The 25,433-nt window shown below is 58.2% G+C and carries 30 protein-coding genes; 24 read left to right on the forward strand and 6 right to left on the reverse strand.

From position 1 onward, the window contains the following. Positions 1–3 precede the first annotated feature (3 nt). On the reverse strand, positions 4–798 hold the full coding sequence (locus ACM66T_RS05005) for an efflux RND transporter periplasmic adaptor subunit (RefSeq protein ID WP_416768835.1): 795 nt from the start codon (positions 796–798) through the stop codon (positions 4–6). Beyond that, positions 795–2,186 carry a TolC family protein gene (locus ACM66T_RS05010; RefSeq protein ID WP_416768836.1) on the reverse strand — a complete coding sequence of 464 codons (1,392 nt, stop codon included), beginning with the start codon at positions 2,184–2,186 and terminating at the stop codon, positions 795–797. The genes ACM66T_RS05005 and ACM66T_RS05010 overlap by 4 nt, the downstream gene beginning before the upstream one ends. Positions 2,187–2,464: 278 nt before the next feature. On the opposite strand from ACM66T_RS05010, the gene ACM66T_RS05015 reads away from it, so the two are divergent. Genes ACM66T_RS05015 through ACM66T_RS05025 form a run of 3 tightly spaced genes read left to right on the forward strand, consistent with a single transcriptional unit; the run spans position 2,465 to position 4,960 of the window. Next, positions 2,465–3,061, forward strand: a complete 597-nt coding sequence (locus tag ACM66T_RS05015) for a hypothetical protein (RefSeq protein ID WP_416768837.1) — start codon at positions 2,465–2,467, stop codon at positions 3,059–3,061. Beyond that, a complete protein-coding gene (locus tag ACM66T_RS05020; RefSeq protein ID WP_416768838.1) occupies positions 3,058–4,131 on the forward strand; it encodes a hypothetical protein in 1,074 nt (357 codons plus the stop codon). The genes ACM66T_RS05015 and ACM66T_RS05020 overlap by 4 nt, the downstream gene beginning before the upstream one ends. Positions 4,132–4,138: 7 nt before the next feature. Continuing rightward, positions 4,139–4,960 (forward strand): tyrosine-type recombinase/integrase, encoded by an 822-nt coding sequence (locus ACM66T_RS05025; RefSeq protein WP_416768839.1) that lies wholly within the window; start codon positions 4,139–4,141, stop codon positions 4,958–4,960. Positions 4,961–4,984: 24 nt separating this feature from the next. On the opposite strand, the gene ACM66T_RS05030 is transcribed toward ACM66T_RS05025, so the two are convergent. Next, entirely contained in the window at positions 4,985–5,650 is a 666-nt protein-coding gene (locus ACM66T_RS05030) for a M15 family metallopeptidase (protein ID WP_416768840.1), read from the reverse strand. Positions 5,651–5,791: 141 nt separating this feature from the next. Here ACM66T_RS05030 and ACM66T_RS05035 point away from each other — a divergent pair, with 141 nt between their 5' ends. From ACM66T_RS05035 to ACM66T_RS05085, 11 genes are all read left to right on the forward strand, one after another. Next, entirely contained in the window at positions 5,792–6,289 is a 498-nt protein-coding gene (locus ACM66T_RS05035; protein ID WP_416768841.1) for a hypothetical protein, read from the forward strand. 104 nt (positions 6,290–6,393) lie between these two features. Further along, a complete protein-coding gene (locus tag ACM66T_RS05040) occupies positions 6,394–6,585 on the forward strand; it encodes a hypothetical protein (protein ID WP_231020941.1) in 192 nt (63 codons plus the stop codon). A gap of 46 nt (positions 6,586–6,631) precedes the next feature. Then, entirely contained in the window at positions 6,632–7,720 is a 1,089-nt protein-coding gene (locus ACM66T_RS05045) for a radical SAM protein (RefSeq protein WP_231020942.1), read from the forward strand. A 68-nt stretch (positions 7,721–7,788) separates the two neighbouring features. Beyond that, positions 7,789–8,325 (forward strand): YbhB/YbcL family Raf kinase inhibitor-like protein, encoded by a 537-nt coding sequence (locus ACM66T_RS05050; protein ID WP_231020943.1) that lies wholly within the window; start codon positions 7,789–7,791, stop codon positions 8,323–8,325. 1 nt (position 8,326) lies between these two features. Further along, positions 8,327–8,941: a DUF2238 domain-containing protein gene (locus tag ACM66T_RS05055; protein WP_231020944.1), complete on the forward strand. Its 615-nt coding sequence runs from the start codon at positions 8,327–8,329 to the stop codon at positions 8,939–8,941. Between the two features lie 3 nt (positions 8,942–8,944). Beyond that, the gene (locus ACM66T_RS05060; RefSeq protein WP_231020945.1) at positions 8,945–9,880 is read left to right on the forward strand and encodes a GGDEF domain-containing protein; all 936 of its coding nucleotides are present in this window, start codon (positions 8,945–8,947) and stop codon (positions 9,878–9,880) included. A 37-nt stretch (positions 9,881–9,917) separates the two neighbouring features. Continuing rightward, a complete protein-coding gene (locus ACM66T_RS05065) occupies positions 9,918–10,274 on the forward strand; it encodes a hypothetical protein (protein ID WP_231020946.1) in 357 nt (118 codons plus the stop codon). Positions 10,275–10,433: 159 nt separating this feature from the next. After that, entirely contained in the window at positions 10,434–11,057 is a 624-nt protein-coding gene (locus ACM66T_RS05070; protein WP_231020947.1) for a type III pantothenate kinase, read from the forward strand. After that, on the forward strand, positions 11,051–11,668 hold the full coding sequence (gene hisG, locus ACM66T_RS05075; RefSeq protein WP_231020948.1) for an ATP phosphoribosyltransferase: 618 nt from the start codon (positions 11,051–11,053) through the stop codon (positions 11,666–11,668). The genes ACM66T_RS05070 and hisG overlap by 7 nt, the downstream gene beginning before the upstream one ends. After that, a complete protein-coding gene (locus tag ACM66T_RS05080; protein ID WP_231020949.1) occupies positions 11,658–12,338 on the forward strand; it encodes a class I SAM-dependent DNA methyltransferase in 681 nt (226 codons plus the stop codon). The genes hisG and ACM66T_RS05080 overlap by 11 nt, the downstream gene beginning before the upstream one ends. A gap of 44 nt (positions 12,339–12,382) precedes the next feature. After that, positions 12,383–13,579, forward strand: coding sequence for a hypothetical protein (locus tag ACM66T_RS05085; RefSeq protein ID WP_416768842.1), 1,197 nt, complete (start codon positions 12,383–12,385; stop codon positions 13,577–13,579). On the opposite strand, the gene ACM66T_RS05090 is transcribed toward ACM66T_RS05085, so the two are convergent. Both ACM66T_RS05090 and ACM66T_RS05095 read right to left on the reverse strand, forming a co-directional pair. Next, the gene (locus ACM66T_RS05090; protein WP_416768843.1) at positions 13,561–14,391 is read right to left on the reverse strand and encodes an iron-binding protein; all 831 of its coding nucleotides are present in this window, start codon (positions 14,389–14,391) and stop codon (positions 13,561–13,563) included. The two genes, ACM66T_RS05085 and ACM66T_RS05090, sit on opposite strands and share 19 nt — an antisense overlap. Further along, positions 14,388–14,819, reverse strand: a complete 432-nt coding sequence (locus ACM66T_RS05095) for an iron-sulfur cluster assembly scaffold protein (RefSeq protein ID WP_231020952.1) — start codon at positions 14,817–14,819, stop codon at positions 14,388–14,390. The genes ACM66T_RS05090 and ACM66T_RS05095 overlap by 4 nt, the downstream gene beginning before the upstream one ends. Before the next feature lie 164 nt (positions 14,820–14,983). Between ACM66T_RS05095 and ACM66T_RS05100 the strand changes: the two genes are divergently transcribed. From ACM66T_RS05100 to ACM66T_RS05140, 9 genes are all read left to right on the forward strand, one after another. Next, positions 14,984–16,672: a YgiQ family radical SAM protein gene (locus ACM66T_RS05100; RefSeq protein WP_416768924.1), complete on the forward strand. Its 1,689-nt coding sequence runs from the start codon at positions 14,984–14,986 to the stop codon at positions 16,670–16,672. Positions 16,673–16,684: 12 nt separating this feature from the next. Then, complete coding sequence (locus ACM66T_RS05105; protein WP_231020953.1) at positions 16,685–18,211, forward strand: sensor histidine kinase; 1,527 nt, start codon at positions 16,685–16,687, stop codon at positions 18,209–18,211. A 10-nt stretch (positions 18,212–18,221) separates the two neighbouring features. Beyond that, complete coding sequence (locus ACM66T_RS05110) at positions 18,222–20,825, forward strand: ATP-binding protein (protein WP_283949357.1); 2,604 nt, start codon at positions 18,222–18,224, stop codon at positions 20,823–20,825. 35 nt (positions 20,826–20,860) lie between these two features. Beyond that, complete coding sequence (locus ACM66T_RS05115; protein WP_231020954.1) at positions 20,861–21,109, forward strand: RNA-binding S4 domain-containing protein; 249 nt, start codon at positions 20,861–20,863, stop codon at positions 21,107–21,109. Then, on the forward strand, positions 21,106–22,092 hold the full coding sequence (trpD, locus tag ACM66T_RS05120) for an anthranilate phosphoribosyltransferase (protein ID WP_231020955.1): 987 nt from the start codon (positions 21,106–21,108) through the stop codon (positions 22,090–22,092). Before ACM66T_RS05115 ends, trpD begins: the two co-directional genes overlap by 4 nt. Then, a complete protein-coding gene (gene tsaE / locus ACM66T_RS05125; RefSeq protein WP_231020956.1) occupies positions 22,089–22,505 on the forward strand; it encodes a tRNA (adenosine(37)-N6)-threonylcarbamoyltransferase complex ATPase subunit type 1 TsaE in 417 nt (138 codons plus the stop codon). The genes trpD and tsaE overlap by 4 nt, the downstream gene beginning before the upstream one ends. Beyond that, positions 22,498–23,220, forward strand: a complete 723-nt coding sequence (gene lptB, locus ACM66T_RS05130; protein WP_231020957.1) for an LPS export ABC transporter ATP-binding protein — start codon at positions 22,498–22,500, stop codon at positions 23,218–23,220. The genes tsaE and lptB overlap by 8 nt, the downstream gene beginning before the upstream one ends. Before the next feature lie 134 nt (positions 23,221–23,354). After that, entirely contained in the window at positions 23,355–24,083 is a 729-nt protein-coding gene (locus ACM66T_RS05135) for a TIGR02757 family protein (RefSeq protein ID WP_416768844.1), read from the forward strand. 106 nt (positions 24,084–24,189) lie between these two features. Continuing rightward, positions 24,190–24,669 carry a YbjN domain-containing protein gene (locus ACM66T_RS05140; RefSeq protein WP_231020959.1) on the forward strand — a complete coding sequence of 160 codons (480 nt, stop codon included), beginning with the start codon at positions 24,190–24,192 and terminating at the stop codon, positions 24,667–24,669. Positions 24,670–24,793: 124 nt separating this feature from the next. Here the strand turns inward: ACM66T_RS05140 and ACM66T_RS05145 are convergent, their stop codons facing one another. After that, positions 24,794–24,994: a hypothetical protein gene (locus tag ACM66T_RS05145; RefSeq protein WP_231020960.1), complete on the reverse strand. Its 201-nt coding sequence runs from the start codon at positions 24,992–24,994 to the stop codon at positions 24,794–24,796. A gap of 133 nt (positions 24,995–25,127) precedes the next feature. On the opposite strand from ACM66T_RS05145, the gene ACM66T_RS05150 reads away from it, so the two are divergent. Then, on the forward strand, positions 25,128–25,418 hold the full coding sequence (locus ACM66T_RS05150) for a hypothetical protein (RefSeq protein WP_231020961.1): 291 nt from the start codon (positions 25,128–25,130) through the stop codon (positions 25,416–25,418). Positions 25,419–25,433 lie beyond the last annotated feature (15 nt).

Raw genomic sequence — 25,433 nt, forward strand, 5'->3', positions numbered from 1 at the left:
TCCTTACGGGATCGTGACCGTGGCGTACATACCCGGGTAAATCGGGGCTTTTGAGCTCGTTTTGAAGGCGACCTTGACGCGGAAGGTGTGTGTCATCGGGTTGGAACTCGGGATGATGGCGCTGACGGTGCCTGTCGTCAGCAGCCCGACAGAGGGGACCTCGACGGCGACCTTGGTACCGTAGGGGACTTTGGAAAGGTCGCTTTCGGCGACTTCGATGGCGATCTTGAGGTCGCTCAGGTCCGCCAAGACGAAGGCGGGCATCCCCGGCATCGCCATCTCGCCGACTTTGATGTTCTTGGCGATGATGACACCGTCGTTGGGTGCCTTGATCCGCAGGTAGTTGTACTGGTTGTAGACCTCGGAGAGCTGCGCTTTGGCCTGCGCGACCTGTTTTTTGCTGATGTCGACCATGTCCTCCATGTTCTTGGCGGCCAGTTCGAGGTTCTCGACTTCGTACTGGCTGACCATGTTCTTCTCCAGCAGGCGCTTGTAGCGGGCCAGGTTGAGGCGGACGTTGCTCAGCTGGTTCTGGTTCATCTGCAGGGCGAGTTCAGCCTGGGAGATCCCGAGTTCGACCCGTGCCTTGGCCGTGTCGACCTCTTTCGAGTCGATGGTATAGAGCAGCTGCCCTTTTTTGACCCGTTCGCCCTCGGAGGCGCCGACCTCGGTGACGAAGCCCATGTAGCGGCTGGTGATCATCTTCTGGTTGTCCGAGATGACGCTCCCGGCGACGGTGAGGCCGTCGGCATAGAGGGCGGCCGCGGCCAGGATAAAAGAGAGAAGCAGTTTTTTCATTGTGTGACTCCGTTGGCAAGTTTTTCAAGGGCGAAAACCCGTTCGGTCCGTTTGTTCTTCACTTCCAGCAGGGCAAGGACCTTCTCAAGCTGCTGGGACTGTTTGATGACGACGTCGCTCATGGAGGCGAGCTGTTCGCGGTAGCGCGCTTCGTAGCTGGCGTAGATCTCCTTGGCGAGGGCCAGCTCTTTGGAGAGGGCGTCGATCTCGTAATCGAGGGATTTGATCTCGGTATGGATCTTGTCGACCTGCAGGGCGATCCCTTTTTTGGCCAGGTCGATCTGTGTCTTGGTCTTGAGGGCCTCGATACGGGCCTCTTCGTATGCGGCATAGCTGCTGCCGCCGGCGAAGAGGTTCCACTTGAGCTGGACGCCGACGCTGTAGGAGCCTTTGTCCACGGCATAATGCTCAAAGCTGTCGGCGGCGGTCTGGACATCGGCCATCAAGCCGATCATCGGCAGATAGTCCGCAAGGGCGACGTCTTTCATGCTTTCGCGGATCTCCAGGCCCGTCTGGGCACGCTGAACGTCGACGTTGGCGGCGATGACGTCCGCCGTCTCGAGCGGCGGCAGCGGAACGTCGGAACCGGGGAGGGCTATCGCGGTGACGTGCTGGTCGAGGAGGAAACTGAGGTAGTGATAGAGCAGTGCCTCGTTCGCCTCCATCTGGTGGATGGAGCGCGCCACGTTGGATTTTTTCGCCTGGACTTCAAGCAGGTCCGTCTGTTTGGCATACCCCTCCTGGATCATCGACTGCGTCATCGCTTCGAGGGTGCCGATATTGTCATGGATCGTCTTCAGGTTGGCGAGCGCCTCATCGAGCAGACGCATATCGTAGTAGGCCTTGCGGGTCTCGTAGATCTTTTCATTGAGCAGCTTTGTTCTGTCCAGACGTTTGAGACGCTCCATCCCCTCGGCCGCTTCGACGTAGGCGCTGATCTTTCCGCCGACGTAAAGGGGCAGGGTGTACTGCAGTTTGCTCTGGAAGAAGTTGCGGTCGCCGGGGTAGTTCAGTGCTTCCGGCGGCTGGGTATACATGGCGTCGCACGCCGTCAGGTCGCCGCCCTGGCAGGCTGCAAAATTGTTCATGAACTCTTCCGCGCCGAAATCGCCGAAGTTCGCTTCGCGGCCGGTCAGTTTGAAGCCGAAAACATTGCCGGCATCATTGGAACGGGCGATGTTCTGGATAAAATCCAGAGAGCCCCAGTGCTGCCCTCCGGCCCGTGACACGCGTTCGCTCGCGCTCTGTACGTCGTAGGTTGCCGCTTTGATCTCGAGGTTTTGGGCCTTGAGCAGGTCGATGGCCTCGTCCAGGGCCAGGGCGCCGTTTTGGGCCGTCGCAGCGCCGAGGCTGAGTGCCGTTGCGCAGAGCAGGGTCGCCAGTTTCATGATTGCTCTCTCCTTGTGTTGTTGCGAATGTTACAAAAAAGTTATAAAAATTATGAGAGTGAATTATACACCATGCGATCTTAATCATTGTAAACACGTCAGCACACTGCAGCACGGTTTTCTCATTAAGAGCATAGGAAAATCTTATCACAATATTGACAAGCTTTCCACTGAATAGGGGTGTTTACATGCCCGTTACCGCATTTTTACCCTATTTAAGCTACACTTGCAGCATCTTACGGAAACGCCCCTGTGGGCGGTGTATCAGAGGAGTACGGGTGAGTCTCAAAGAGAATATCTCGATGGTCAAGGAAGAGCTGAGCACGGAGGAGCAGTTCTTTGAACAGGCAGTCAAAACGGAGCGGTTCGTCAAGAAGTACAAAAAACCGTTGATCGCGGCAGTGGCGGCAGTGGTGCTCGCCGTCATCGGAACGGCGGCGTACGACGCGTATGCCGGTTCCAAACGCGACGCGGCGAATGCCGCCTACCTGACCCTGCAGTCCGACCCGGCGAATACGGCGGCGAAAGAGACGCTCAAGGCAAACGCGCCGCTGCTCTTTGACGCATGGAAAATGTCCGAAGCGATCAAAAGCGGCGATGTGAAAGCGCTGCAAGCACTGGCGTCATCCCCGGCGTCCGAAGTCGCCGATGTCAGCAGCTATGAAGCGGCGGCGATCACCAAAGACGCCAAGGCGCTGGGCAGCTACAGCTACCGCCAGGGCGGGGTCTACAAAGAGATGGCCCTGATCGATGAAGCCGTGCTCCTGATGCAGGAGGGGAAAACGGATGAGGCGCACCGCCGTCTGCAGATGATCGGGGATCAGTCTCCGCTCGCCGCCCTGGCGGAAGCGCTTTCGCACTACGGCGTGAAATGATCAAGCAGGCCTCTCTCCTTCTCGTCGGCGCGCTGCTGGCCTTTTCGGGCTGCAGCAACAAAGAGTACTACACGCCGGAGCAGACCGTCAACGACTGGCCGGTCTGCAAAACGCCGAACCATTCGGCCGAAGCCATCGTCGGCGAACGCCCGAAGGTAGAGCAGATCCCGACCTGGCCGGCGTGCCGGCGTGCCGGGGTCCAGCTGGTCACGAAAGGGGCCGAGGGCGCTGTCGCGCGCCAAGGCCAGGTCGTCGGGAAAAGCGGCGTCAGCGGCTTCAAGATCCCCGACGGTGAACGTTTCCTCGGGCAGAGCGGCGGCTGGTACCTCTCGACGGGCATCGACGGCAACGTCACGCTGCAGCGCGACGACGCGAACGAGACGGAGCGGCTGGCGCTGGAAAAAACGGTCGCTGCTGCGAGCGTAGAGGGGGACTACCTGGCCGTCCTCTTCTCCAGCAACGATATCGGGATCTACCGTCTCTCCACCGGCAAGAGCTACTACAAGCTGCCGGGCACGCCGGCAACGGCGGTGGATGTCCGCATCGCCAACCCCTATTTCCTCGGGAACCTCGTCATCTTCCCGACCCTTGACGGCCGCCTCGTCGTCGTCAACTACGAGGAGAAGGAGCTGCTCCGCTCGACGGTGGTCAGTACCGAAACCTACTTTGACAACGTCTTCTACTTCAAAGTCATCGGCGACACGATGGTGGCGGCCACCCCGAACCGCCTCTTCAGCCTGAGTGACAAGGAGCGGCGCGAGAAACTCGACCTTCGCGACGTCGTCTTCGACGCTTCGGGGATCTGGGCGGCAACGAAAGAGGGGGAAGTCCTCCACCTCACGCCGGCACTGCAGCCGGTGGCCAAACAGAAGTTCCCCTTTGCACATTTCCTCGGGATGATCGTGGGCAAAGAGAAACTCTACCTGCTCGAAAAAGAGGGCTACCTGATCGTCATGGACAAAGCGATGACGCAGACGGAGGTCTACAGCATCGCACTGGACGATGGGATCAGCTTTACCGGGGAGAAAGCCTTCTACGTGCGCGACAAGATCATTACCGTCGAAGAGTAGCGTCGGCGTGTCCGGTCCGCTCGAAGCCTTTATCGAATACATCACCGTGACAAAGGCCCTGAGCAAGCGGACGGTCGAGGCGTACCGTTCGGACCTCGAACAGCTCGAAACGGCGGCAAAGCGACCGCTGCTCTCCCTGGAAACCGCCGACGTGCTGAAACTGCTCGGCGGGATCGCGAACAAACGCACCCTCAACCGCAAACTCTCCTCGCTCAACGCCTTTTTCGCCTTCTGCCATTCGCGCCGCTTTACGGCGGAGTCGGAACGTTTCGCTCTGGCCAAGATTCCGAAACTGCTGCCGAAGTTCCTCAGTTTCGATGCGATCGAGCGGGGCGTCGCAGCCATCGGTACGGAGAAGTGGACCGACCTCCGGGACCGGGCGCTGATCATGTTCCTCTATGCGACGGGGGTGCGCATTAGCGAAGCGCTGGCCGTCGAGCGGAGCGATTTCGAGGGGGAGTGGCTGCGGGTGCGCCACGGCAAGGGGGAAAAAGAGCGGCTCGTTCCCGTCGCCGAAGCCGCCCGCCGCATGATCGAGCGCTACCTCGATGCAGTGCCTTTTGAGCGCAATCAGCTCTGGCTGAACCACAGGGGACGGGTGCTGAGCCGCGTCTCCGCATACAAGATCACCCAAAAATATCTCGGGGTCTCCCCCCATGTCCTTCGCCACTCCTACGCGACGGCGCTGATCATCGGCGGGGCGGACCTGCGGGTTGTCCAGGAGCTGCTGGGGCACGCCTCGCTGCTGACGACACAGGTCTATACCCATGTGCAGAAACAGAACCTCAAAGAGACGGTGCAGCGCTACCACCCCTACAGCGACGGCTAAAGGTCAAGCTAAAAGTGCGATTCGTCAGCGGACGGGAAAATCGGAATAGCGGTCGGGATAGGGCTCGTTTTCCAGCGTAAAGTGCCACCACTCCTCCCGCAGCGGCCGGAAACCGGCGCGCGTCATGATGCGGCGCAGCAGCAGGCGGTTGGCGCGCTGCTGCGCTGTCACCGCCATGCTCTCAGGCCATGACTCGGGTCCGAAGAAATCGAAGCCGGTGCCCATGTCCAGCTCCTTGCCGCTTTCTCGGTCGACCAGCGTCAGGTCGACCGTGCTGCCGCGCGAGTGCCCCGACCGCGCCGCGATATACCCCTCTTTGAAGAGCACGCTTTTGTCGACACGGGGGTAGTAGGTCGCCTTCATCTTCGTATCGTCGAGATCCTTCGCCCAGCGTACGAAATGGTCGACGGCGCGCTGGGGACGGTAGGCGTCGAAGACCTTGAGGCCGAGGCCGAAGGGGGCAAGGGCGGTTTCCGCCTGCTTCAACGCTCCGGCTGCCGGACGGGTCAGGTAGCAGCGCGGCGCTTCGTACCCGTCAACAGGCCGACCGACAAAGTTGTTGCTTCCGAAATAACGTGCTTCGATGCGGAGGGAGGGAACGGCTTTTTTGAGATCGACGAAGTCGGGCGGAACCATGTCAGAGGCGGTACCGATGGAAAACAGTATCAAAAAGAGCAGGAGGGTACGCATCGCAAAAACCTTTTTCGGGGCATTATAGCACTTCGGAAAAGGTCGGCCTGCTTTAATCATAAATTCTAATATCAAAACGATGTGATTTCCTAAGAACGCGGGGCATAAAATGAAAGCGACCTTTTGCATGAAGGAGACGCGATGACGTACAGACAAAAAAGAAACTGGCATGGGGCCGTCTGCTGTGCTGTCCTGCTGCTGACGGGGCCCTCCCTTTGGGCGGCGGACAAGGCCGACATGCTCGAACAGGGGCGTTACGTCGCGGTGATGATGGGGTGCAACGACTGCCATACGCCCAACTATCTGATGCGCGAGGGGAACGTTCCCGAGAAACTCTGGCTGACGGGGAGTGCGTTTGGATGGCGCGGCCCCTGGGGGACGACCTACCCGACGAACCTGCGCAACCGACTGAGCCAGATGACCGAGGACAAATGGGTGGCGTACGCGAAAAACCTCAAAGCGCGTCCCCCCATGCCCTGGTTCAACCTGAACCAGATGAAAGAGAAGGATTTGCGGGCCTTTTACCGCTATGTGCGGCATCTGGGGGCGGCCGGGGAGGAAGCCCCGGCATACGTTCCGCCGAGTGCGGAACCGCAGCCACCCTACGCGACATTCCCGCCGCCGCCTCCCGCACAATAGGAGTGAATAATTTTTGGAAAGAAATATGCATTATCCCTTGCGGAAAATTATCGGCGATACACTCTGTATCGTCGGTTCCGAAATTCATATGCAAGAGGGTCGTAATGTCTCAGAAAGTGCAAGTCAAAATCGAAGGTCTCCCGGAGGGAGCTGTCAGTGCCGAAACAATGCAGAAAAAGATCATGAAGAACATCGTTGCCGAGATCAAATCTGCCAATATGGACGGGCTGAACCCCTTCGACCTCGATATTGACGCAGGTCTGGATGTCGCCGTTGAGATGACGCCGGGCGCCTGACGTTCGTTAAAACTGCTGCCGCACTCCCGCGGCGGCGGGTACCTGTATGATCGCTTCCGTTATCCTCAAACTGACCGAAACGTGCAATCTCGACTGCACCTACTGTTATATGTTCAATTCCGAAGACAAGACCTACACGCGTGTCCCGAAATTTATGCCCCTCGAGACAGGCCTGAAGGCGCTTGAGCGTATCGCCGATTATCTTGGGGAACATCCCGAGCGGCGTATACGCCTCGTCCTGCACGGCGGTGAGCCGTCGCTGTGGCCGGAAGCATCCATGACCCCTTTCCTGGAGGCGGCCGGTGCGCTGCGGCGGGAGACAAAGCGGCTCAGCATCGGTCTGCAGACGAATCTCTACGACTACGATGCAGCGCTGCTGCAGCGGGTCGCGGCGGCGGGCGGTTCCATCGGGGTAAGCCTGGACGGACCGGCGGCCTATAACGATCAACGACGCGTCACAAAAGGGGGAGGCGGCAGCTACGAGCGGGTCGCGGAGAACCTGAAGCGGCTTGACGCGGACGGGCTGCTCCCCTTTTTCGGCGGAGTCCTGAGCGTGGCGGACCCCGACATCCCGCCCGAAGACTATCTTGCCTGGATCAAGACGCTGCCGAAAAAGCGTGTCAGCGTGCTCTGGCCCATCCACTACAACTACGATGCGCCCCCAACGCATGATTACGGGGCGTGGTACGCCGAGCTTTTCCGGCTGTGGGCAGAGGCGGACGACCCCTCGATTGATATCCGCATCTTCCGCGACGCGATCAAGCGGATGCTGGGCTCTTCGCACCACGGCGACGGCGTCGGGGGCGAAAGGCTCAACAGCGTCATCGTCAACAGCGACGGGCAGTATGAACGCCATGACTACCTGCGCTATTTTGCCGACGGGGCGGTACGGACGGAATTCAACGTCCGCGAGCACGGGCTGGAGACGGCCGCGCAGGACCCGGTCATCCGCCGCTGCACCGATCTGCGCGAAACGCTGCCGCCGGAGTGCGTTGCCTGCGGACACTACGAGGTCTGCGGCGGGGGCTTTGTCGCCAATCGGCTCGGCGGGGAAGGGGTGGATTTTTCGCGCAAATCGGTGATGTGCGGGGATCACCAGCGCTTCTTTGACACGGTCCGTTCCTACATTGGCTGACCGGGGCGGCGGGTCCGTTTCGGTAGTGTATAATGGGTGACGTTCGATTTACGCTCAAAGGAGTCATCATGAAAGCAGTTATGAGTGTTCTGCTGGTTGCCGCCGCATGGCTGCACGCCGGGAATTTTACGCTGACGAGCAGCGACCTTCAGGGACAGCTGACCATGAAGGAGGTCTTTAACGGCTTCGGGTGCAGCGGCGAAAATGTTTCGCCGGCGCTGCAGTGGGCGAATGCGCCCAAGGAGACGAAGAGTTTTGCCGTGACGGTGTATGATCCGGATGCGCCGACGGGCAGCGGCTGGTGGCACTGGGTTGTCTTTAACCTGCCCGCAACGGTGACCTCTCTGCCTTCCGGTGCCGGGAACGGTGCCAAAGGTCTGATGCCCAAAACAGCCGTACAGAGCATGACGAGCTTTGGTCAGGCAGGCTTCGGCGGGGCTTGCCCGCCGGTCGGCGACCGCCCGCACCGCTACGTCTTCACGGTCTACGCCCTCGACGTCGCGGCTCTCGACCTGGACGCCTCGGCGATGCCGGCGTTGGTGGGGTACATGCTCAACGCCCATGCCATTGCAAAGGCGTCGCTGATGGCGTACTACGGCCGCTAGCATGGGACGCGGCGCGCTCCTCGCGTGGACCGTGATCTTTGCCACCGTCCTGCTCTGGTCCGGAATCGCACCGAAAGACCGTCTGACCTGGGTACTGGAAGTGGCCCCCGCGGTTATCGGCTTTGTCGTGCTGGCCGTAACCTACCGCCGTTTTCCCCTGACGCCGCTACTCTACTGGCTGATCCTCGCGCACAGCACTATTTTGATGATCGGCGGCCACTACACCTATGCCGAAGTGCCGTTTTTCGACGGCTTGCTTGAGAGCAGCCGCAACAACTACGACAAGGTCGGCCATTTCGCCCAGGGGTTCGTACCGGCGTTGATCGCGCGGGAAGTGACGATCCGTCTGGATGTGATCCGCGGGGAGGGGTGGCGCTTCTTTTTCATCGTCAGCTTCTGCCTGGGGCTCAGTGCTTTTTACGAACTCATCGAGTGGTGGGTCGCGCTGCTCAGCGAGGAGGCCGCGGACGCGTTCTTAGGGACGCAGGGGTACGTCTGGGATACGCAGTCGGATATGGGGTACGCCCTGTTCGGTGCCCTAGCCGCGCTCCTGCTACTGAGACGGATGCACGACCGGCAGTTGCGACAGTACGTCTCAGCCAAAGGGAAGGAGTGAAGGATGGTCGGCGCGGCACGTCTGCATACACAAGTTTTCAACTCCATTGATGAGCAGATTGCGGTGATCGACCGCAGCGGAACGATTATCGATGTCAATGCCGCCTGGAAAGCCTTCGGAGCGGAAAACGGGATCGTTGAAACGTTTGCTTCTGTCGGCAGTAACTATCTTCAGGTCGTGGAGGCGTCGGTTTTTTCCGGCGATGCCTTGGCCATGGAGGTCTCGGCAGGTATCTTGGATGTTATCAAGGGAAAGCGGGCCGATTTTAGGTACGAGTACCCTTGCCACAGTCCGGAAAAGAAACGCTGGTTCATGATGCATGTCAAGCCGCTGGAGGGAAGCGGAAAAATGCTCTTCGTCATCACACATCACGACATCACACAGCGGCGCCTGGCGGAGGAGCATGCGGCCTTTCTCTCCCGGCATGACCCCCTGACTGGGTTGGCGAACCGCCGGCGCTTCAATGAATTCGTTCAAGAAGCGCTCCAGCGGGGTGCGCGGAACAGCGCTTCCGTGACCCTGCTGGAATTGGATCTGGATAATTTCAAATCGTTCAATGATGCGCTCGGCCATCCCGCGGGGGATGACGGCCTGGTCAAAGTGGCCGGAGTACTGCATGAACATACCCGCAGGGCGGATGACCTGGCGGCGCGCTTGGGCGGGGACGAATTTGCCGTCGTTTTAGGCGGGAACGACATGAAAGTACATCAGGAAACCGCCGCGTCGATTCGAAGGGAAATCGAGGCCCTCGGGCTTGCATTCGATGCCGGAAAACGACGAGTGACGACAAGCATCGGCGGTGTTTCTTTGCTTCCGGGGCACGGAGAAAGGGTTGAGACGCTGCTCGCCGCAGCAGACAGGATGCTTTACCGTGCTAAGGCGCAGGGGCGAAACCGCGTGGTCTTCGAACCGTTGCCGCAATGGTCTTTAGAGGAGTGATGCTGCCCGCCATCGATTCGTGCGCTATAATTGCACTATGAAAATGCTCCACTACGAAGAGACACGCACCATGTTCAAACCCATCATCGACCGCCTTAATGCCAACGGACTCATCTACAAAAATCTTGATGAAGTTCAGCCGAAGGCACTGGGAATCCGCAACCGTATCCGTCTCTTCAGTGCGACGGACCGACAGGGGTATTACACGGCGATTTTCGTGGTCGCCCAGAAGAGCCGGGTCGTGATGAAAGACGTGGAGAAGCTCGACGTCATCCTGCGCAAGCTGGAACTGTACGCGGACCACGCTTTCAAACACCGCGTCTTGATGATCGACGCGCCGCTCTGCTCCAAGGCTAAAGCCGCCTTTAAACAGCAAGGCTGGAAGCTTATTTAATGATACGCTGCAGGAGCGAAGCCCCTGCAACTACGTTGACACTGTGTTTGTGTTGTCCTCGGGCTAAACGCCCTGCGGAATTGCGCTCGCTACATCGGCGGCGGGCCCTTGCGCCCTTGGCGCTTTATTCGCCCCATTAAGTTAAGGTGGAATTTACTAATGCTTTTATGTGATATCGGCAACACCTCTTTCCACTTCTACGACGATAAGCAGGGGCGCGATTACCGGGAGGATGCCGCTGCATTCGATCCCGCCGGCGTGCGGGTTCCCGTCTACTACATCAACGTCAATGCCGCGCTCCAGTCCCGCCTGGACGGGCTGGAGAACTGGACCGATCTGCGTCCCGCGATCGATTGGCACGACTACTACGCGACAATGGGCATCGACAGGGTCGCCGCCTGCGAAGCGGTGGAAGAGGGGGTCATTGTCGATGCCGGCAGCGCCATCACGGTCGACGTCGTGCGCGGAGGGCGTTTTGAGGGGGGATTCATCTACCCGGGGGTGTCGGCGCTCTTGGAGACCTACCGCCGCATCTCTCCGCGCCTGGACAGCTCATTCAATTTTGATATGCAATTGGATAAAATGCCGAAAAATACGCGGGATGCGATCAGTTACGGTGCCCTGGGCCTTTTGGCCAAAGAGGTGTCCGGTTACGGCCTGCCGGTCTACCTCACCGGCGGGGACGCATCTCTGCTCATGCCGCTGTTCAGCACGCCGAACTATGCGCCGCTGTTGCTGTTTTCGGGCATGAAAAAGATCATTCAAAAGGCTGGACTATGTTGACCGTCGCGCTGCCGAAGGGCAGAATCGCCAAAGAGACCCTCGAAATTTTCGAGACGATTTTTGGAGAGACATTTGCTTTCGACGACCGCAAGCTGATTCTCGATACGCCGAACTTCCGTTTTCTGCTGGTACGTAACCAGGACGTGGCGACCTATGTCTACCACCAGGCAGCCGACATCGGCGTCGTGGGGCTTGATACCCTCGAAGAGCAGGGACTCGACGTGATCCGCCTGCTGGACCTCGGCCGCGGCTACTGCCGCGTCGCCATCGGGATGAAGCAGGGCGAGAAGCTTGACCTCACCAAGCCGGAGATCAAGGTCGCGACGAAGATGGTCAACATCACCAAGCGCTACTTCGCCGAGCGCGCCGTTGCCGCCGATGTCATCAAGCTCTACGGCTCCATCGAACTCGCCCCGCTGGTCGGGCTGGCAGATATGATCGTCGATATCGTCGAGACCGGAACGACGATGAAACAAAACGGCCTGGAGGTCGTCGAGGAGATCATGGAGTCGACGACGCACCTGATCGCCAACAAGAACAGCTACTTCGAGAAAAAAGCGGAGATCCTCGACATCTACGAAAAGATCAACAAGGTCGTCAGTGAGTCTTGACCTCTACGCGAAAGCGGAACACCTGCTCGGCATCGAGGAATCGACCGAACGGCTGCACGATCTTTACCTGAATACCCTGCAAAACTACCCGGCAAAATCGCTACTTGATATCGGTTGCGGCCGCGGTGCTTTGATGCAGAAGGCGCAGGAAGCAGGCATGGTCTGTACGGGCATAGACCAGAGCGAAGTGATGGTAAAGGCCGCCGCGGCCAAAGGGCTTAACGTATCGCGCAAGGGGATCTGCGAAGTCGAAGGGAGCTACGACGCCGCCGTCGCCGTTTTCGATGTGCTCAATTTCCTCGACAAGGACGGACTCTTCGTCTTTTTGCAGTGCGTGGCGCAACGGCTCAACCCGGGCGGCATCTTCATCGCCGACATCAATACCCTTCACGGCTTCACGGATGTGGCGGAAGGGACGATGACGAACGAGGACGAGGAGCACTTCCTGGCCGTCGACGCCTATTTCGAAGCCGAGGAGCTGCACACGCAGTTCACCCTCTTTACGAAAACGTCGCCGGAGTGCTATGCCAAGGAACAATCGGAGATCGTGCAGTGGTTCCATCCCCTCAACCGGTTCCGCAACGTCCCGAACCTCAAACTGACCCACTACAAGAATATCTCGCTCTACGATACGAACGACAAGATGCTGCTGGTATTTAAAGCGCTTTAAAACATCCGTTCGTGAAAACGGCGCTGTAATGTTATACTCTGGGCATGAAAAAGCCGGTGCCCGTTTACCTTTTTCTTCTCTTTCTCTTAGCGGCATCCCTGTCGGCACAGGTGGAACCGCCCGCCTTTCCCTCCGTCTTTGACGGTCCCGTTCCCGAATGCAACTGCAGCGCCCTGGTGAATGAGACCAACGTGCGTCGCGCGATCAGTGTGACGGACTGGAAGATGTATCTGCTGGAGGAGCAGGGGTGGTTCGAGAGCAGCATGGAGTACCTCGACGCGTTTCACGCGGACGTGACGCAGAAGGTGCATGTCTTTTCGGCCAATGCGGATCAGCAGTTGTCCAGCTGGGGCGGGCGCGAATCGAAAAAAAAACGCCGCAGGGTCCCCCGGGACGGCAATGCCAGCGAAGGGCTCTCAGACTACTTTAACGAGCTCTTCCATGACGATACCTACTTGTACAGCGGTGAGGAGAGCTACCTGATCCTGCGCGGCGGGGCTGAGTATAACAAGGAGGAGGGGTGGAAGTTCCTCAACAACATCCGCTTCGCGATGAAACTGCCCCATACCCAGGAACAGCTGCAGATCTTTGTCGGCGACCCGCTGGTGGACAAAGACAAGGATGTCATCTCCGAAAACGGCCAGATCAACGAAACGACGGGCGTCGGGGCGCGCTACTTCCTGCCGGATTTTCTCAGAGACGTCAAAGCGAGCGTTTCCGCCGGTTTCCGGGGGTTGACCAACCCTTTCACGCAGGGGCGCATCGAATACCGCATGAACTTCTATGACTGGCTGATCCGGCCGGTGCAGTATGTGGATTACTCCGTCAAGAGATTGTTCTACGAAGAGACCGACCTCTATTTCGACCGCCGTATCTCCAAAGAGGAGCTGGTGCGTCTGCAGCTGCAGCGATCAACCGAGACGGAAAGAGAAGGTATGGCGTACATGACGTCGCTCTCCTATTTCAATACGGTGCGCTTTGGCACCGGGTTCAGGACCTTTGTGTCAGCGTCGGGCCGGACGGTGGTTGACAACCCCCAGAGCGCCGACACGAACGTCACCACAGTCGATATGACCCCGGGCATCTACCGGTACAGCATCGGTCTCGGCTGGAAACAGGCGTTCGCGCGTCGATGGATCTTTTACGAGGTCATCCCCCGTATTGACTACGACATGCAGTACAACTGGCGGCCGAATTACGTCTGCCAGTTCTGGCTGGAGCTCTATTTCGGCGATACCTGAGCCAGCAGTTTTTTCATCAGTTCGATGTGGTAGCTCTCCTGGAAGTTGATGAAGTCGAAAAAGGCGGAGAGCTCCTCATCCCTGACCGCTTCGGCGAGGGAGCGGCACTGCTCTTTGGCATTCTCCTCCTCGGCGATGCCGTTGCGGATAAAGGCATCGAGATCGTTGATCTTGTAGGTCCGTTCATCCAGGGGACGGGGCAGGGCGAGGATCCCCATCTGCGCCATCATGTTCCCGAAGGACTTCAAGTGGAACTGCGACTCGTCGATCAGGTCCTGGTAGATGTCTCGCTCGAGCAGGTTGCCGCTTTCGTTCTGCATATAGGCGTAGATGAGGATCAGCTCGTACTCTTTGTAGGACTCCTCGAACAAAAAGAGGGTCAGCGCGTCGGTCTGGGGTTGGTCGAGGGATTTTCCCGGCAGGGTGCGGTGGCGGTCGAAGGCGGTGACGGGGGCATCGGCTCCGGGGCGGCAGCGCAGGGCCTCCAGCCTTGCGATGAGGTATTCGTCGTCGGTGATCATCCGCGCCGAGAGCGCCGAATCAGGATAGAAGGCCATGGTGGCCTTGACGGTGCCGATGAGTGCCTGTAGGGCTTCGGAATTGTTGGCGGGCTGGCCGAGGTCGACGTCGCGGTCATAGGTGTATGCGGTTCCCTTTTCCGCCAGGGCGCGCGCGATCCAGCGCATATGCCGGAAGGCGATCTGGGCATGGTCGTAGAGCTTGGACTTTACCGCGTCGTCTTCGAGCATGAAGGAGGTGAAGAGGATGTTCAGCCAGAGGGCGTGTTTATGTTTGAAAACGTCCGGTGTCACTTCGTCTCCTCCGTGGCGCAGCTGCTGGCGATCGGGAGCCGGTGCAGCTCCTCCTCCCCGCCCTGCGTCCGGTGTGCCAGGTTCTGCAGGGCGGCATTGAAGGCCGTCAGGACGAGCTCCGAGCAGGCCCGCTGCTTTTCGGGGGCGTCGGCGACCTTCTCCTCCATCTTGTGCATAATAGTCGTGGCTTCGTCGATGCCCGCGCCTTTGACCATTTCGGTAAAGACGGAACCGAGCACGACCGTGTCCTGACAGCCGTTGGTCGCAAAGGCGATCTCGTTGACCGCAGCGGTGTCTTTGCCCAGGTAGAGGATGACATACTCGCCGCTTCGCTCGTCGTAGCCTATGCCGACCCCGCCCGGGTCATCCAGTTTGCCGTAGTTTTTCGGCGCCATCATATGTTCGATGATCTCGTCGCTCAGTTCCATTTCCACCCCCTCCGTGTACTTCTTGTGATATTATTCTAACCTTAATATGCTTGAAGGAGCGCACTGCGCGCTGCTTCTGCGAAGGAGATGCACTGAGTCGCCGCAAACCCATCAAAGATAACGGTTTTACCGCCGAAGATTTTCTTGTCACGACCCCCGAAGAGATGCAGCGCCGCGGCTGGGAACAGCTCGACGTCATCCTCGTTAGCGGGGACGCCTATATCGATTCGCCCTTTATCGGCGTGGCGATGGTGGGGCGCATTCTCGAGCGTGAGGGGTACCGGGTCGGTATTATCGGCCAGCCCGACATTGAGAGCGCCGGGGACATCACCCGGCTCGGTGAGCCCCGGCTCTTCTGGGGGGTGAGCGGCGGGAGCGTCGACTCGATGGTCTCCAACTACACAGCGACAAAGAAGTTCCGCAACAGCGATGACTACACCCCCGGCGGCAAGAACAACAAACGCCCGGACCGTGCAACCCTGGTCTATACGAACCTGATCCGTCGCCATTTCAAAAACACGGTCCCGATCGTGCTCGGCGGGATCGAAGCGAGCCTGCGCCGTATCACCCACTACGACTACTGGAGCAACAAGCTGCGCAAACCGATCCTCTTTGACGCCAAGGCGGACTACCTGATCTACGGGATGGGGGAGATCGCGTTGCTAGACCTGACGCATGCCCTGGAAAAGGGCGAGGACCCGACGACGGTACGCGGGGTCTGTTACATCTCCAAAACCCCGGAGCCCGATTACATTCAGCTCCCTTCCCACGCCGAGTGTCTGAAGGAGAAAGAGCGCTACATCGACATGTTCCAGTACTTCTACGACAACAACGACCCCATCTCCGCCAAGGGCCTCTGCGAGGAGGTCGACGGCCGCTACCTTATCCAGAACCCGCCCTGCGACTACCTCAGCGAGCCGGAGATGGACGGCCTCTCCGCCATGCCCTTTACGCGGGAACTCCACCCCTACCACAGGCAAGCGGGTGAGGTGAAATGCCTGGAGACGATCAAATTCTCCATCATGACCCACCAGGGGTGCTGGGGCGAATGCAACTTCTGCGCCATCGGCGTACACCAGGGGCGTACCATCCGTACCCGCTCGGAGGCCTCCATCGTCGGCGAGGCAAAGGCTTTTACCGAGTACAACGATTTCAAGGGGATCATCTCCGACGTCGGAGGGCCGACGGCGAACATGTACGGCTACGAGTGCAACAAAAAGCTCAAACTCGGCACCTGCGACCATCAGCGCTGCGTCGATTCGCGCCACCTCTGCTCCTCCATGAAGGTAGACCATTCGCGCAACATCAATCTGCTGCGCCAGGTGCGGGCGGTGCCGGGGATCAAAAAGGCCTTTGTCGCTTCAGGCATCCGCTACGACCTGATCAACGAGGATAAACAACACGGCTACGACTACCTGAAAGAGCTGGTACGCCACCATATTTCCGGGCAGATGAAGGTGGCTCCGGAGCACACACAGCAGCACGTTCTCGACCTGATGGGCAAGCCGGGCAAGCAGACGCTGATCGATTTTAAAAAGCTTTATGATAAACTAAACGCAGATGAGGGAAAAAAGCAGTTTTTGACGTACTATCTTATTGCAGCACACCCGGGCTGTACGGAAGCGGACATGCACGAGCTGAAGCGCTTCACGTCCGAAGAGCTCAAGATGAATCCGGAACAGGCGCAGGTATTCACGCCGACGCCGGGGACGTGGTCATCGGTGATGTATTACACGGAGATGGATCCGGAGACCCGGAAAAAGATCTTTGTCGAAAAAGATACGCGCCGCAAAGAGAAGCAAAAAGAGATCGTCGTTAAAAAACAGCAGTTCAGGAGCGGTTTCGCCAGTTAAAGGAGCAGACAATTGGCACTGTTTGGAAAGCTATTTAAGAAAAAAGAGCCCTCGAGGCCGGAAGTCGTCCCGGTCGAAGAGGTCGAATTGCAAGACGCCCCGTTCAACCTCAACGATACGTTGCGCGATGTCGCGAATATTCTCTCTCTTGATGCGCAGGAGAAGCGCATCTCCATCGTTTACCGGATGAAAAAGAATGTCCCTTCCGCCGTTATCGGAGACCGCTACAAGCTCTCCCGTCTGCTGAGCGACATCATCGGGAATGCGATCGATTTCACCGATAAGCGCGAAGACGTCGTTGTCCAGATCAGTCGGAACGAAAGCAATGACGAGGCGCTGGAGCTCCATTTTGAGGTGATCGATTACGGGGTCGGGATGGACGAGACGGTCGTCGAAGAGATCCTGATGCCGATGCTCACCAGCGACACCCCGGCGGCGGCGTTCGAGATCCGCGGCAGCGGGCTGCAGCGCGCCCGCGACATTGTGCACGCAATGCAGGGCAGCATCCGTCTGAGCAGCCGGCCGAAGAAAGGGACGCGGGTCAATTTCCATCTGCTCCTTTCCGCCGAAAACCTCAAGGAAAAACGCCACTACCGTCTGCCGAACAAAGAAGGCGTCGGGCGCAAGACCCTGGTCGTCGACAACGATATCGGCAGTGCGAAGGCCGTGGTGCCGATGCTGGAGTACTTCCGTCACGACGTGAGCGTCGGTAACGTGGCAGACCTGGCTTTCATGGAGTCGTACGATATTGTTATGGTCTCCTCCGAATACTGGAGCGACGAGCTCTATGCGGATATCCAGAAGCTGGGGGAGGCGTGTCCGAAGATCGTGATGATCGAAAGCATGATCAACCACCAGGAGGTGGAGGAGCGCGCCCTCGAGTACGTCGACTGGCTCATCTATAAACCCTTCACCCAGCAGTTCGTTTTTGAAATGCTGGTGGCGCTCTATTCCGATGCGCTCAGCACGGCTCCGGAAGAGTCGGAGGCCGCGGCGCCGGAAGCACCTGCCGTCGAAGAGGCCATTAAGGAAGAAGCGCTCCCCGAGCCGCATATTCCGGAAGAGGTCGCTCCCGCAGCGGACACGGCAAAAGCGAAAGCCGTTTCGGCGGTGGAGGCCTTCCTCAACGGGACGGTCATGGCCGGCGAGCAGAATGAGCGCAGCGTCTATTGCAAATCTGCCCACCAGTTCTTCGTGGCGGCGGACGGATTGGCCCACTGCGGCAATGACTATACGGCCTTTGTCGAGAAACTCAAAGAGGCGATCTGGAAGTATGTCAAGGCCGACCGCGTGATCATGGGGATGATCGGCCAGGGACAGCTTGGGGAGGCGGCGGAGTACTGCGTCAAGATGAAGCAGCCCCTCGCCGAACTCGGTGTGTATAAACTCGCCTGCCTTGCGGATCTGCTTGAAACGGCGTGCCGGGAGCGGAATGCGGAGGAGATAGAGGCATTGACGAATGCCATCGGATTTATTCTCAAACAGACGATTTCGTCCCTCGATCAGTTCATCGAACAGTCGAAATACAAAATCCGTTAGGGGGTGGCGGATGCAAAATTATAAACTGATCATAACAGCGCTTGTCGCCGTGGCGTCATTGGCATTGATGGCGGCGGAACCCTACATGAACATTGTCGTTGCCGCGGGTAACAGCAAAGCGGAGATGGATATCTATGTCCATACGCTGAAACGGAAATTCGCGGCCGATCCCGCCATTGCCGAAGCACAGGCCAATGAACATTTCGAGGTTGTCAGCCGACGGTCGGGGCGTCACTACATCACCAGCGTCGAGCCGCTCCGCGACAGCGAGGTCGTCTCCAAGGTGCTGGAAAAGGTACAGCGCTATTTCCCGGACGCCTATGTCTACACCCACCGCGGCGATGAAGTGCCTGCAGCCGAACCCGAGCCGAAGGTGGAGGTGAAAACGGTCTATGTTCCCGCCGAACCGGAGATCAAAACCGTCTATATCCCGGCCGAACCGGAGGTCAAGACCATCTATGTCGACAGGCCTTCGAAGGGGATCCCCTCCGAAAAGATTCTGATCGCGCTGATGATCCTCGGAGCGCTCTTGCTGCTGCTAATCCTCTTCGCCCTCTATCAGAAACAGAAGCTGTCAAAAATAAGCCGCGTGCTCAAAAAAGAGCATGAAGAGCTCGAGCAGATGCTCGAACACCAAGAAGACATCATGGTCAACGTCGGCGAGAAGATCCGGCAGCCGGCCAAGGAGATCAGCACCAGCAGCGAGAAGATCCTGCAGACGCAGCTCGACCCGGAACAGAGCCGTGAACTGGAGAAGATCAAGCATTCCGACGAACTGCTCCTGGACATCACGAATGACCTGATCGACTTCCTGAACCTCAAGTCCGACAAGGTCAAGCTGCGGCATGAACTGTTCAATATCAACAACGTCCTCGACGAGATGGCGGGGACGGTCAGTAGCCGAGCACGGGGCCGCGGGGTCGAATTCATCTTCGACATCGAGAAGGGCGTACCGGCCAAGTTTATCGGGGATTCGCTGCGCCTGGGGCAGGTGCTCACCAACCTGATGAGCAATGCCATGAAGTTCACCGAAGCCGGGGAAGTAAAGCTCCATATCCGGCGTCTGCCGGACAAGGGCGGGAAGGTGATGCTGGAGTTTATCATCTCCGACACGGGCATCGGTATTGACCCGAAACGTTTCAACGATATCTTTGAACCCTTCTCTTCGGCCAACGATCTGAAAGAGACGGGACTGGGGCTCTACATCTCCCGTGCGCTGATCGAGATGATGGGCGGTGCCATCGAGATCAAAAGCGTCATAAGCAAAGGGAGCGATTTCATTCTGACAATCCCGCTGGAAGTGCCGGACGTCAACGAAAAACGCCACTACCGTCTCCCGGCCAAGGCCTTCACGGGGCACAGCTTCGTGATCGTCGAGGTGCAGCCGACGGCGGCGGATGCGCTCAAAAAGATGCTGGAGTACTTCAAAAACGACGTTAGCGTCCGATCGCTGGGGGCGATCCGCAACAAGAGCGATATCCTCTTCGAAAGCGAGGTCGTCATTATCGCCGAAGATGCCTTTACGCCGGACGTACAGGCCCTGATAAAGCGGGTCAAGAGCGAAACGGACAACAAGGTCGTCCTGGCGGGGAGCATGATGAACGAGCCCCACGACGTCTCAGCGCTTAAATCGATGATCGATGCGCGGATCATGAAACCGCTGAACCTGCAGCGTATCTACGACCTGATCGTCGACCTTTTCGAAGACAGTATCAAAGAGGTCGATACCGAGGGCGTGACGCCGCGGCACACGTCGCCCAAAGCGATCACGGAGCAGCACTATGAGGATGTCCCGGAAACGCCGAACATCACGAAGCAGAGCTTCAGTGCCTTCGCGGGGGCGTCGGTCCTGATCGTCGAAGACAACCTGATCAACCAGAAGGTACTGCTGAGCCTCTTCAACGGCAGCGGCATCAGGGTGACCATGGCCGGCGACGGCGTCGAAGCCCTTGAAGCGGTGCAGGACCCGAAAAACCGTTTCGACCTCGTGCTGATGGATATCAACATGCCGGTCATGGACGGCTACGAAGCGACGCGCCACATCCGTTCGGACGCGCAGTACGACGATATGCCGATCGTCTCGCTGACCGGTCTGGGGCTGCCCGAGGAGATCGCGAAGATGTACGCGCTCGGGATGAACGCGCACCTGACCAAACCGGTACAGGTGGGGCGGCTCTATACGGTGTTCAGCCGCTTCGTCAAGACGGCGGCCCCGGCAGCCAAGACGCCGGCCCGCACGGCAACGTCGCCGCTGAAGGGAACCGCGTTCGCCAATACGGAGGTCCTTGCGGCCAGGGACGGCCTCATGCGCGCCAGCGGCGATGCGGAGCTCTACGGCGAGATCCTCGAGGAGTATGTCACGCTGTACGCCAGCGCGGACCAGACGCTGGAGGTCTTTATTAAGACGGGGAACTTTGATGCCGCCAAGAAACTGGCGCACGACATCAAAGGCGTCAGCGCCAATATCGGCGCGACCCACATGGTACAGGTCTGCGAGGCCCTCAATGTCGGCTTGTCGCGGAACCTGGAGAACAGCAAACTGCTCGCGCTCAAAAGCGATTTCGACCGCCACCTGCATGATGTATTGAAAGAGGCGAGAAAGTACCTGCCGTAACGGCGGATTTAGTAATCATTCCCTACAATTACCGCATGAGAATAGATAAATTTCTGAATGCGGTCAACATCACGAAGCGCCGCACCGTGGCGCAGGATATGCTTGCCAACGGGGTCGTCAGCATCAACGGCCAGAGCGTCAAGGCGAGCAAGAACGTCGCGGTGGGGGACATTGTTGCCATCGCCTACCTCAAGGGGGAGAAGCGCTACGAAGTGCTGCAGATCCCGACGACGAAATCCACACCCAAATCGATGCAAAGCGAATACGTAAAGGAACTGAATTGACCTACAGCGAAGCCAAAGCCGCGTTTGAACGCCTTTTCCGGCATGAGATGGACGATGCGCAGATGCGCGACTTCCTGCTCTCGATGAAACTGGATGAAACGATGCCGGTCGAGGCGCTGGCCGCCGCGGCATCCGTGATGCGCGCCAACGCCATCGCGCTGCCCGTGGACGAAACGCTGCGCCCGGAGTTGATCGACATCGTCGGCACGGGGGGCGACAAGATCGGCAGTTTCAATATCTCCTCGACGGTGGCGATCCTCTGCGCCTCGATGGGTTCCTACGTCGCCAAGCACGGCAGCCGCTCCGTCACCTCGAAATCGGGCAGTGCCGATATGTTCGAAGCCCTGGGGGTCAGGCTCGATCTTGGCATCGAACAGACCGCGCGCCTGCTCGAGGAGACGGGCTTTACTTTCATGTTCGCCCAGAACCACCACCCGGCGATGAAGTTCATCATGCCGGTGCGCAAAAGCATCCCCGAAAAGACGATTTTCAACGTTCTCGGCCCGCTGACCAATCCTGCCGGCGTCGGGAAGATCATGCTCGGCGTCTTCGATAGAAGCTTCGTGCCGAAAATTGCGGAAGCACTGAAGATCAACGACGTGACGTCGGCGATCGTCGTCAGTTCGAAGGAGCGGATGGACGAGATCAGCATCTCCGACATCACCTACGCTGCCCGTGTGGATGAGAAGGGGATCACCGAGTACGAGATCGATCCCGCCCTCTACGGCATTCCGCGTCAGCCCCTTGAGGCGATCGTCGGCGGTGACGCGGATGCGAATGCCGCGATTTTGAGGAATATCTTTGAAAACCGTGCGACGGACGCACAGCGCGATATTGTCCGCATCAACGCGGCCAACGCCTTCATCGTCGACGGGAAGGCGCGGGATATCCAGGAGGGGCTTGAGATGGCCGACGAGGGGCTGCAGAGCGGACGGGCAAAGGCCAAGCTGGCGCAGATCATCGAGGTCTCCGCAAAACTGTGAGACAGCTCAAATGCGGCAAGGAGGACCTGGACCGGGTGGTCGGCGCCATGATGGACGCGCTGCCGCGGGGCGGCGTCGTGATCTTGCAGGGCGACCTCGCCAGCGGCAAGACGACGCTGACCCAGGCCGCGGCGCGCCATCTCGATATTGACGAACCGGTCACCTCGCCGACCTTTTCGCTGCAGCAGTGCTACGGCGACCAGATGTTCCACTACGACATCTACAACCACGGCATCGAGCATTTCCTCGCCCTGGGGCTCCTTGAAGAGTTGGAAAAACCGGGCTATCATTTCATCGAATGGGGTGACGAAACCCTTATAGAGATGCTGAAGATGGCGGAGATCCCCGCCGTTGTCATTGAAATCGAAAAGTGCGCTCCCGACGCACGCTGTTACAAGGTCTACCATGCATAAACTGAGCGCCCAGGAGTTGGTCAAGACGATCAAACAGACCGAAATCGTCCGCGGAGTCTCTTTGGAGGTCAACACCGGAGAGGTCGTCGGCCTGCTCGGGCCCAACGGGGCGGGCAAAACCACGACTTTCTATATGATCTGCGGCCTTGTCGAAGCGACGGGCGGCGAAGTCTTTATCGACGAGAAAAACATCTCGAGCTATCCGATGCATGCCCGGGCCCGGTCGGGCATCGGCTATCTGCCGCAGGAAGCCTCCATCTTCAAGGACCTCACGGTCGAAGAGAACCTGATGGTCGCGGCGCAGGCGGTGATCAAGAACAAGAAGGAACAGCGCGAGCGTATCGATGAGATGCTTGATATCTTCAACATCGAACCGATCCGCTACCGCAAGGGGATCAGCCTCTCGGGCGGGGAGCGCCGCCGCGCCGAGATTGCCCGCGCTCTCGTCGCCCGTCCCCGCTTCTTATTGCTCGACGAACCCTTCGCCGGGGTCGACCCGCTGGCGGTCCTGGATATCCAGAAGGTCGTCGAGCAGCTCGTCAAACACGACATCGGCGTGCTGATCACCGACCATAACGTCCGCGAGACCCTCGACGTCTGCGACCGTGCCTACGTCATCAAGAGCGGGACGCTCCTCGCGTCGGGTACAAGCGCCGAGATTATGGTCAACGAAGATGTCCGGCGGCATTACCTTGGCGAGTCATTTAAATTTTAATATCGCCGGTGCGCCGGCCCTTCAGACCACGTTAAGCCCCTGGGGGGACTCCCTTCGGGAGGCACACGGGTGATGCGCACATCTCTTCCTTCTCCATGAACGAACAGGATTTAAAAACACTTCTGGATGCAGAGATGCGGCAGCGCAACCATGCGCTGGAGATCTCCTACGAGCGTCCCGATCCCATCCTTGTCGCACGGCGTTACCAGGAGCCCTACAGTGCACTCGTATGCGCGCTTTTCGCCTACGGACGTGCCGATCTGATCGTTCGATTCCTCGACCATCTCGATTTCAGTTTGCTGGATGCGGAGGAAGCCGTGATCCGCCGGGCATTCGAGGGGCAATACTACCGTTTCCAGAACCGTACGGACATCATCGAATTCTTTATCACCCTGCGGCGTCTGAAGCTCGAAGGCGATATCGAAGCGCTGTTCACGGAGGCGTACCGGCCCAACCGTTCCGTGATTGAGGGCGTGAATGCCGTGATAGCGAAGATGCAGGCGCTCAACGGTTATGAGAGCCGCGGATACCGATTTCTCATCGGGCGCGAAGTAACGAAGTACAAAGGGGGCGCGCCGATGAAGCGGTGGCTGATGTTCCTGCGCTGGATGGTCCGCAGCGACGCCATCGATTTTGGGCTCTGGCAAGGCGTCGGCACATCCGATCTGCTAATGCCCCTCGATACCCATACGTTCAACGTGTCGCACCGACTGGGACTTCTGAAGCGAAAGAACTACGACCTTCAGGCCGTGGCGGAGCTGACGGAGACCCTCAAACGTTTCGATCCGGATGACCCCGTGAAGTATGACTTCGCCCTCTACCGCCTCGGCCAGGAGAAACAGTACAGACCTTCCGGCAATTAATTTCTATAGTATGTTTATTTATGTTTTTATAAAATTTATTGTGTTTCATATATTTTAAGCTCATAAGAGTACAATGCTGCGTATCCGGACGACAAAGGGAACGCATATGAAACGGAACGACACAGTGGCCCTGCCACTCCTTACCGCCTGCGTGTTCATGCCAAACCTCCCGCTGCTGCACGCCGATGATCTGCTCTGGGCAGAGGGGGCAAAAGCGATCGAAAGCATGGCAAAAGGGTTCGGCAGCGCGACGCTTAAAACGAGCAGTAACGGGGCCCCCTACATTATCGGGCGCATTGACGGGACGAAGTATGGCATCTACTTTTACGGGTGCGAGGAGGACGGCTCGGCGTGCAAAAGTATTCAATTCACAGTAGGGTGGAGCGAAGCGCAGATGACGATGGAAACGATCAACCGGTGGAACCGGGATACACGTTTCGGAAAGGCCTATCTCGACGAAGAGGGTGACCCGTGTCTGGAGATGGACGTCAACCTGGATTACGGCGTGACGCCACGCAACGTCGAAGACTCTTTTGACCTCTGGACGCGTGCACTCAAAAGTTTTAAAACGGATTACCTGGACTAGGAGAGGTACTTTCGTCGGGAAAAGAGAAGGAGGCCTCTGTCGGCAGAGCGCGAACCGTCTGCGCGCTCCGTGCGTCGACGGGCCGTTGGCGTGAGGCCGCCGCTTTGTTGCGGCGGAGAGGGGATCAGGCCGCTTTCTTGACCGCTTTTTTAGCCGCTTTCTTGGCGACTTTGATCTTTGCCGGTTTATCCTTCAGGACGATCTTTGTCACTTTTTTCGCGACTTTTTTCATTGCCTTTTTCTTCAGCACTTTTTTCGCCACTGCTTTCTTGGCCGCCTTTTTCGCCACTTTCGCTACCGCTTTTTTCTTCAGGACCTTTGCCATTTTTTGCTCCCTTTGGATTGTTTTTACTACTAAATTTAGTAATAAATTATTACCATAATACATTTTTTATATTATCATGTCAATAGAGCATAGCGAAAGGAAAGACTATAATTCGGGATCGAAAGGACGCAAGATGACGTTTATAGAGTTCAAAAAACTGCTGCTGGATGCGGAGATCACGCTGCCGAAATTCAGCAAGCTGATCAAAGTGAGCGAAAAGAACCTGCAGTCGTACAAGAAGAAGGGCGAAGTGCCCAATACGATCGCCGTCATCGCCGCCTGTTTCGCCGAGATGAAAAAAAGCGGGATGGCGTATGTGCCCGTGGTGGAGGCTTTGGAACTGAAGGCCAAAACAAAGAAGGGGGCGGGGTTCGCCAAGAAGAAAAAATCGGATGCATCGGAAGCGGCGGAAAAGACGGAGTGAACCGTGCCGCACGGC

It is taken from the genome of Sulfurimonas sp. ST-25, assembly GCF_048079205.1.
GTDB lineage: Bacteria > Campylobacterota > Campylobacteria > Campylobacterales > Sulfurimonadaceae > Thiomicrolovo > Thiomicrolovo sulfuroxydans.

Bases quoted from the DNA above. Each gene is read 5' to 3' on its own strand.
- ACM66T_RS05005 (WP_416768835.1), bottom strand. From the start codon at position 798: ATGAAAAAACTGCTTCTCTCTTTTATCCTGGCCGCGGCCGCCCTCTAT.
- ACM66T_RS05010 (WP_416768836.1), bottom strand. From the start codon at position 2,186: ATGAAACTGGCGACCCTGCTCTGCGCAACGGCACTCAGCCTCGGCGCT.
- ACM66T_RS05020 (WP_416768838.1), top strand. From the start codon at position 3,058: ATGATCAAGCAGGCCTCTCTCCTTCTCGTCGGCGCGCTGCTGGCCTTT.
- ACM66T_RS05030 (WP_416768840.1), bottom strand. From the start codon at position 5,650: ATGCGTACCCTCCTGCTCTTTTTGATACTGTTTTCCATCGGTACCGCC.
- ACM66T_RS05035 (WP_416768841.1), top strand. From the start codon at position 5,792: ATGACGTACAGACAAAAAAGAAACTGGCATGGGGCCGTCTGCTGTGCT.
- ACM66T_RS05040 (WP_231020941.1), top strand. From the start codon at position 6,394: ATGTCTCAGAAAGTGCAAGTCAAAATCGAAGGTCTCCCGGAGGGAGCT.
- ACM66T_RS05045 (WP_231020942.1), top strand. From the start codon at position 6,632: ATGATCGCTTCCGTTATCCTCAAACTGACCGAAACGTGCAATCTCGAC.
- ACM66T_RS05050 (WP_231020943.1), top strand. From the start codon at position 7,789: ATGAAAGCAGTTATGAGTGTTCTGCTGGTTGCCGCCGCATGGCTGCAC.
- ACM66T_RS05055 (WP_231020944.1), top strand. From the start codon at position 8,327: ATGGGACGCGGCGCGCTCCTCGCGTGGACCGTGATCTTTGCCACCGTC.
- ACM66T_RS05060 (WP_231020945.1), top strand. From the start codon at position 8,945: ATGGTCGGCGCGGCACGTCTGCATACACAAGTTTTCAACTCCATTGAT.
- ACM66T_RS05065 (WP_231020946.1), top strand. From the start codon at position 9,918: ATGAAAATGCTCCACTACGAAGAGACACGCACCATGTTCAAACCCATC.
- ACM66T_RS05070 (WP_231020947.1), top strand. From the start codon at position 10,434: ATGCTTTTATGTGATATCGGCAACACCTCTTTCCACTTCTACGACGAT.
- hisG (WP_231020948.1), top strand. From the start codon at position 11,051: ATGTTGACCGTCGCGCTGCCGAAGGGCAGAATCGCCAAAGAGACCCTC.
- ACM66T_RS05085 (WP_416768842.1), top strand. From the start codon at position 12,383: ATGAAAAAGCCGGTGCCCGTTTACCTTTTTCTTCTCTTTCTCTTAGCG.
- ACM66T_RS05095 (WP_231020952.1), bottom strand. From the start codon at position 14,819: ATGGAACTGAGCGACGAGATCATCGAACATATGATGGCGCCGAAAAAC.
- ACM66T_RS05100 (WP_416768924.1), top strand. From the start codon at position 14,984: ATGCAGCGCCGCGGCTGGGAACAGCTCGACGTCATCCTCGTTAGCGGG.
- ACM66T_RS05110 (WP_283949357.1), top strand. From the start codon at position 18,222: ATGCAAAATTATAAACTGATCATAACAGCGCTTGTCGCCGTGGCGTCA.
- ACM66T_RS05115 (WP_231020954.1), top strand. From the start codon at position 20,861: ATGAGAATAGATAAATTTCTGAATGCGGTCAACATCACGAAGCGCCGC.
- lptB (WP_231020957.1), top strand. From the start codon at position 22,498: ATGCATAAACTGAGCGCCCAGGAGTTGGTCAAGACGATCAAACAGACC.
- ACM66T_RS05135 (WP_416768844.1), top strand. From the start codon at position 23,355: ATGCGGCAGCGCAACCATGCGCTGGAGATCTCCTACGAGCGTCCCGAT.
- ACM66T_RS05140 (WP_231020959.1), top strand. From the start codon at position 24,190: ATGAAACGGAACGACACAGTGGCCCTGCCACTCCTTACCGCCTGCGTG.
- ACM66T_RS05145 (WP_231020960.1), bottom strand. From the start codon at position 24,994: ATGGCAAAGGTCCTGAAGAAAAAAGCGGTAGCGAAAGTGGCGAAAAAG.
- ACM66T_RS05150 (WP_231020961.1), top strand. From the start codon at position 25,128: ATGACGTTTATAGAGTTCAAAAAACTGCTGCTGGATGCGGAGATCACG.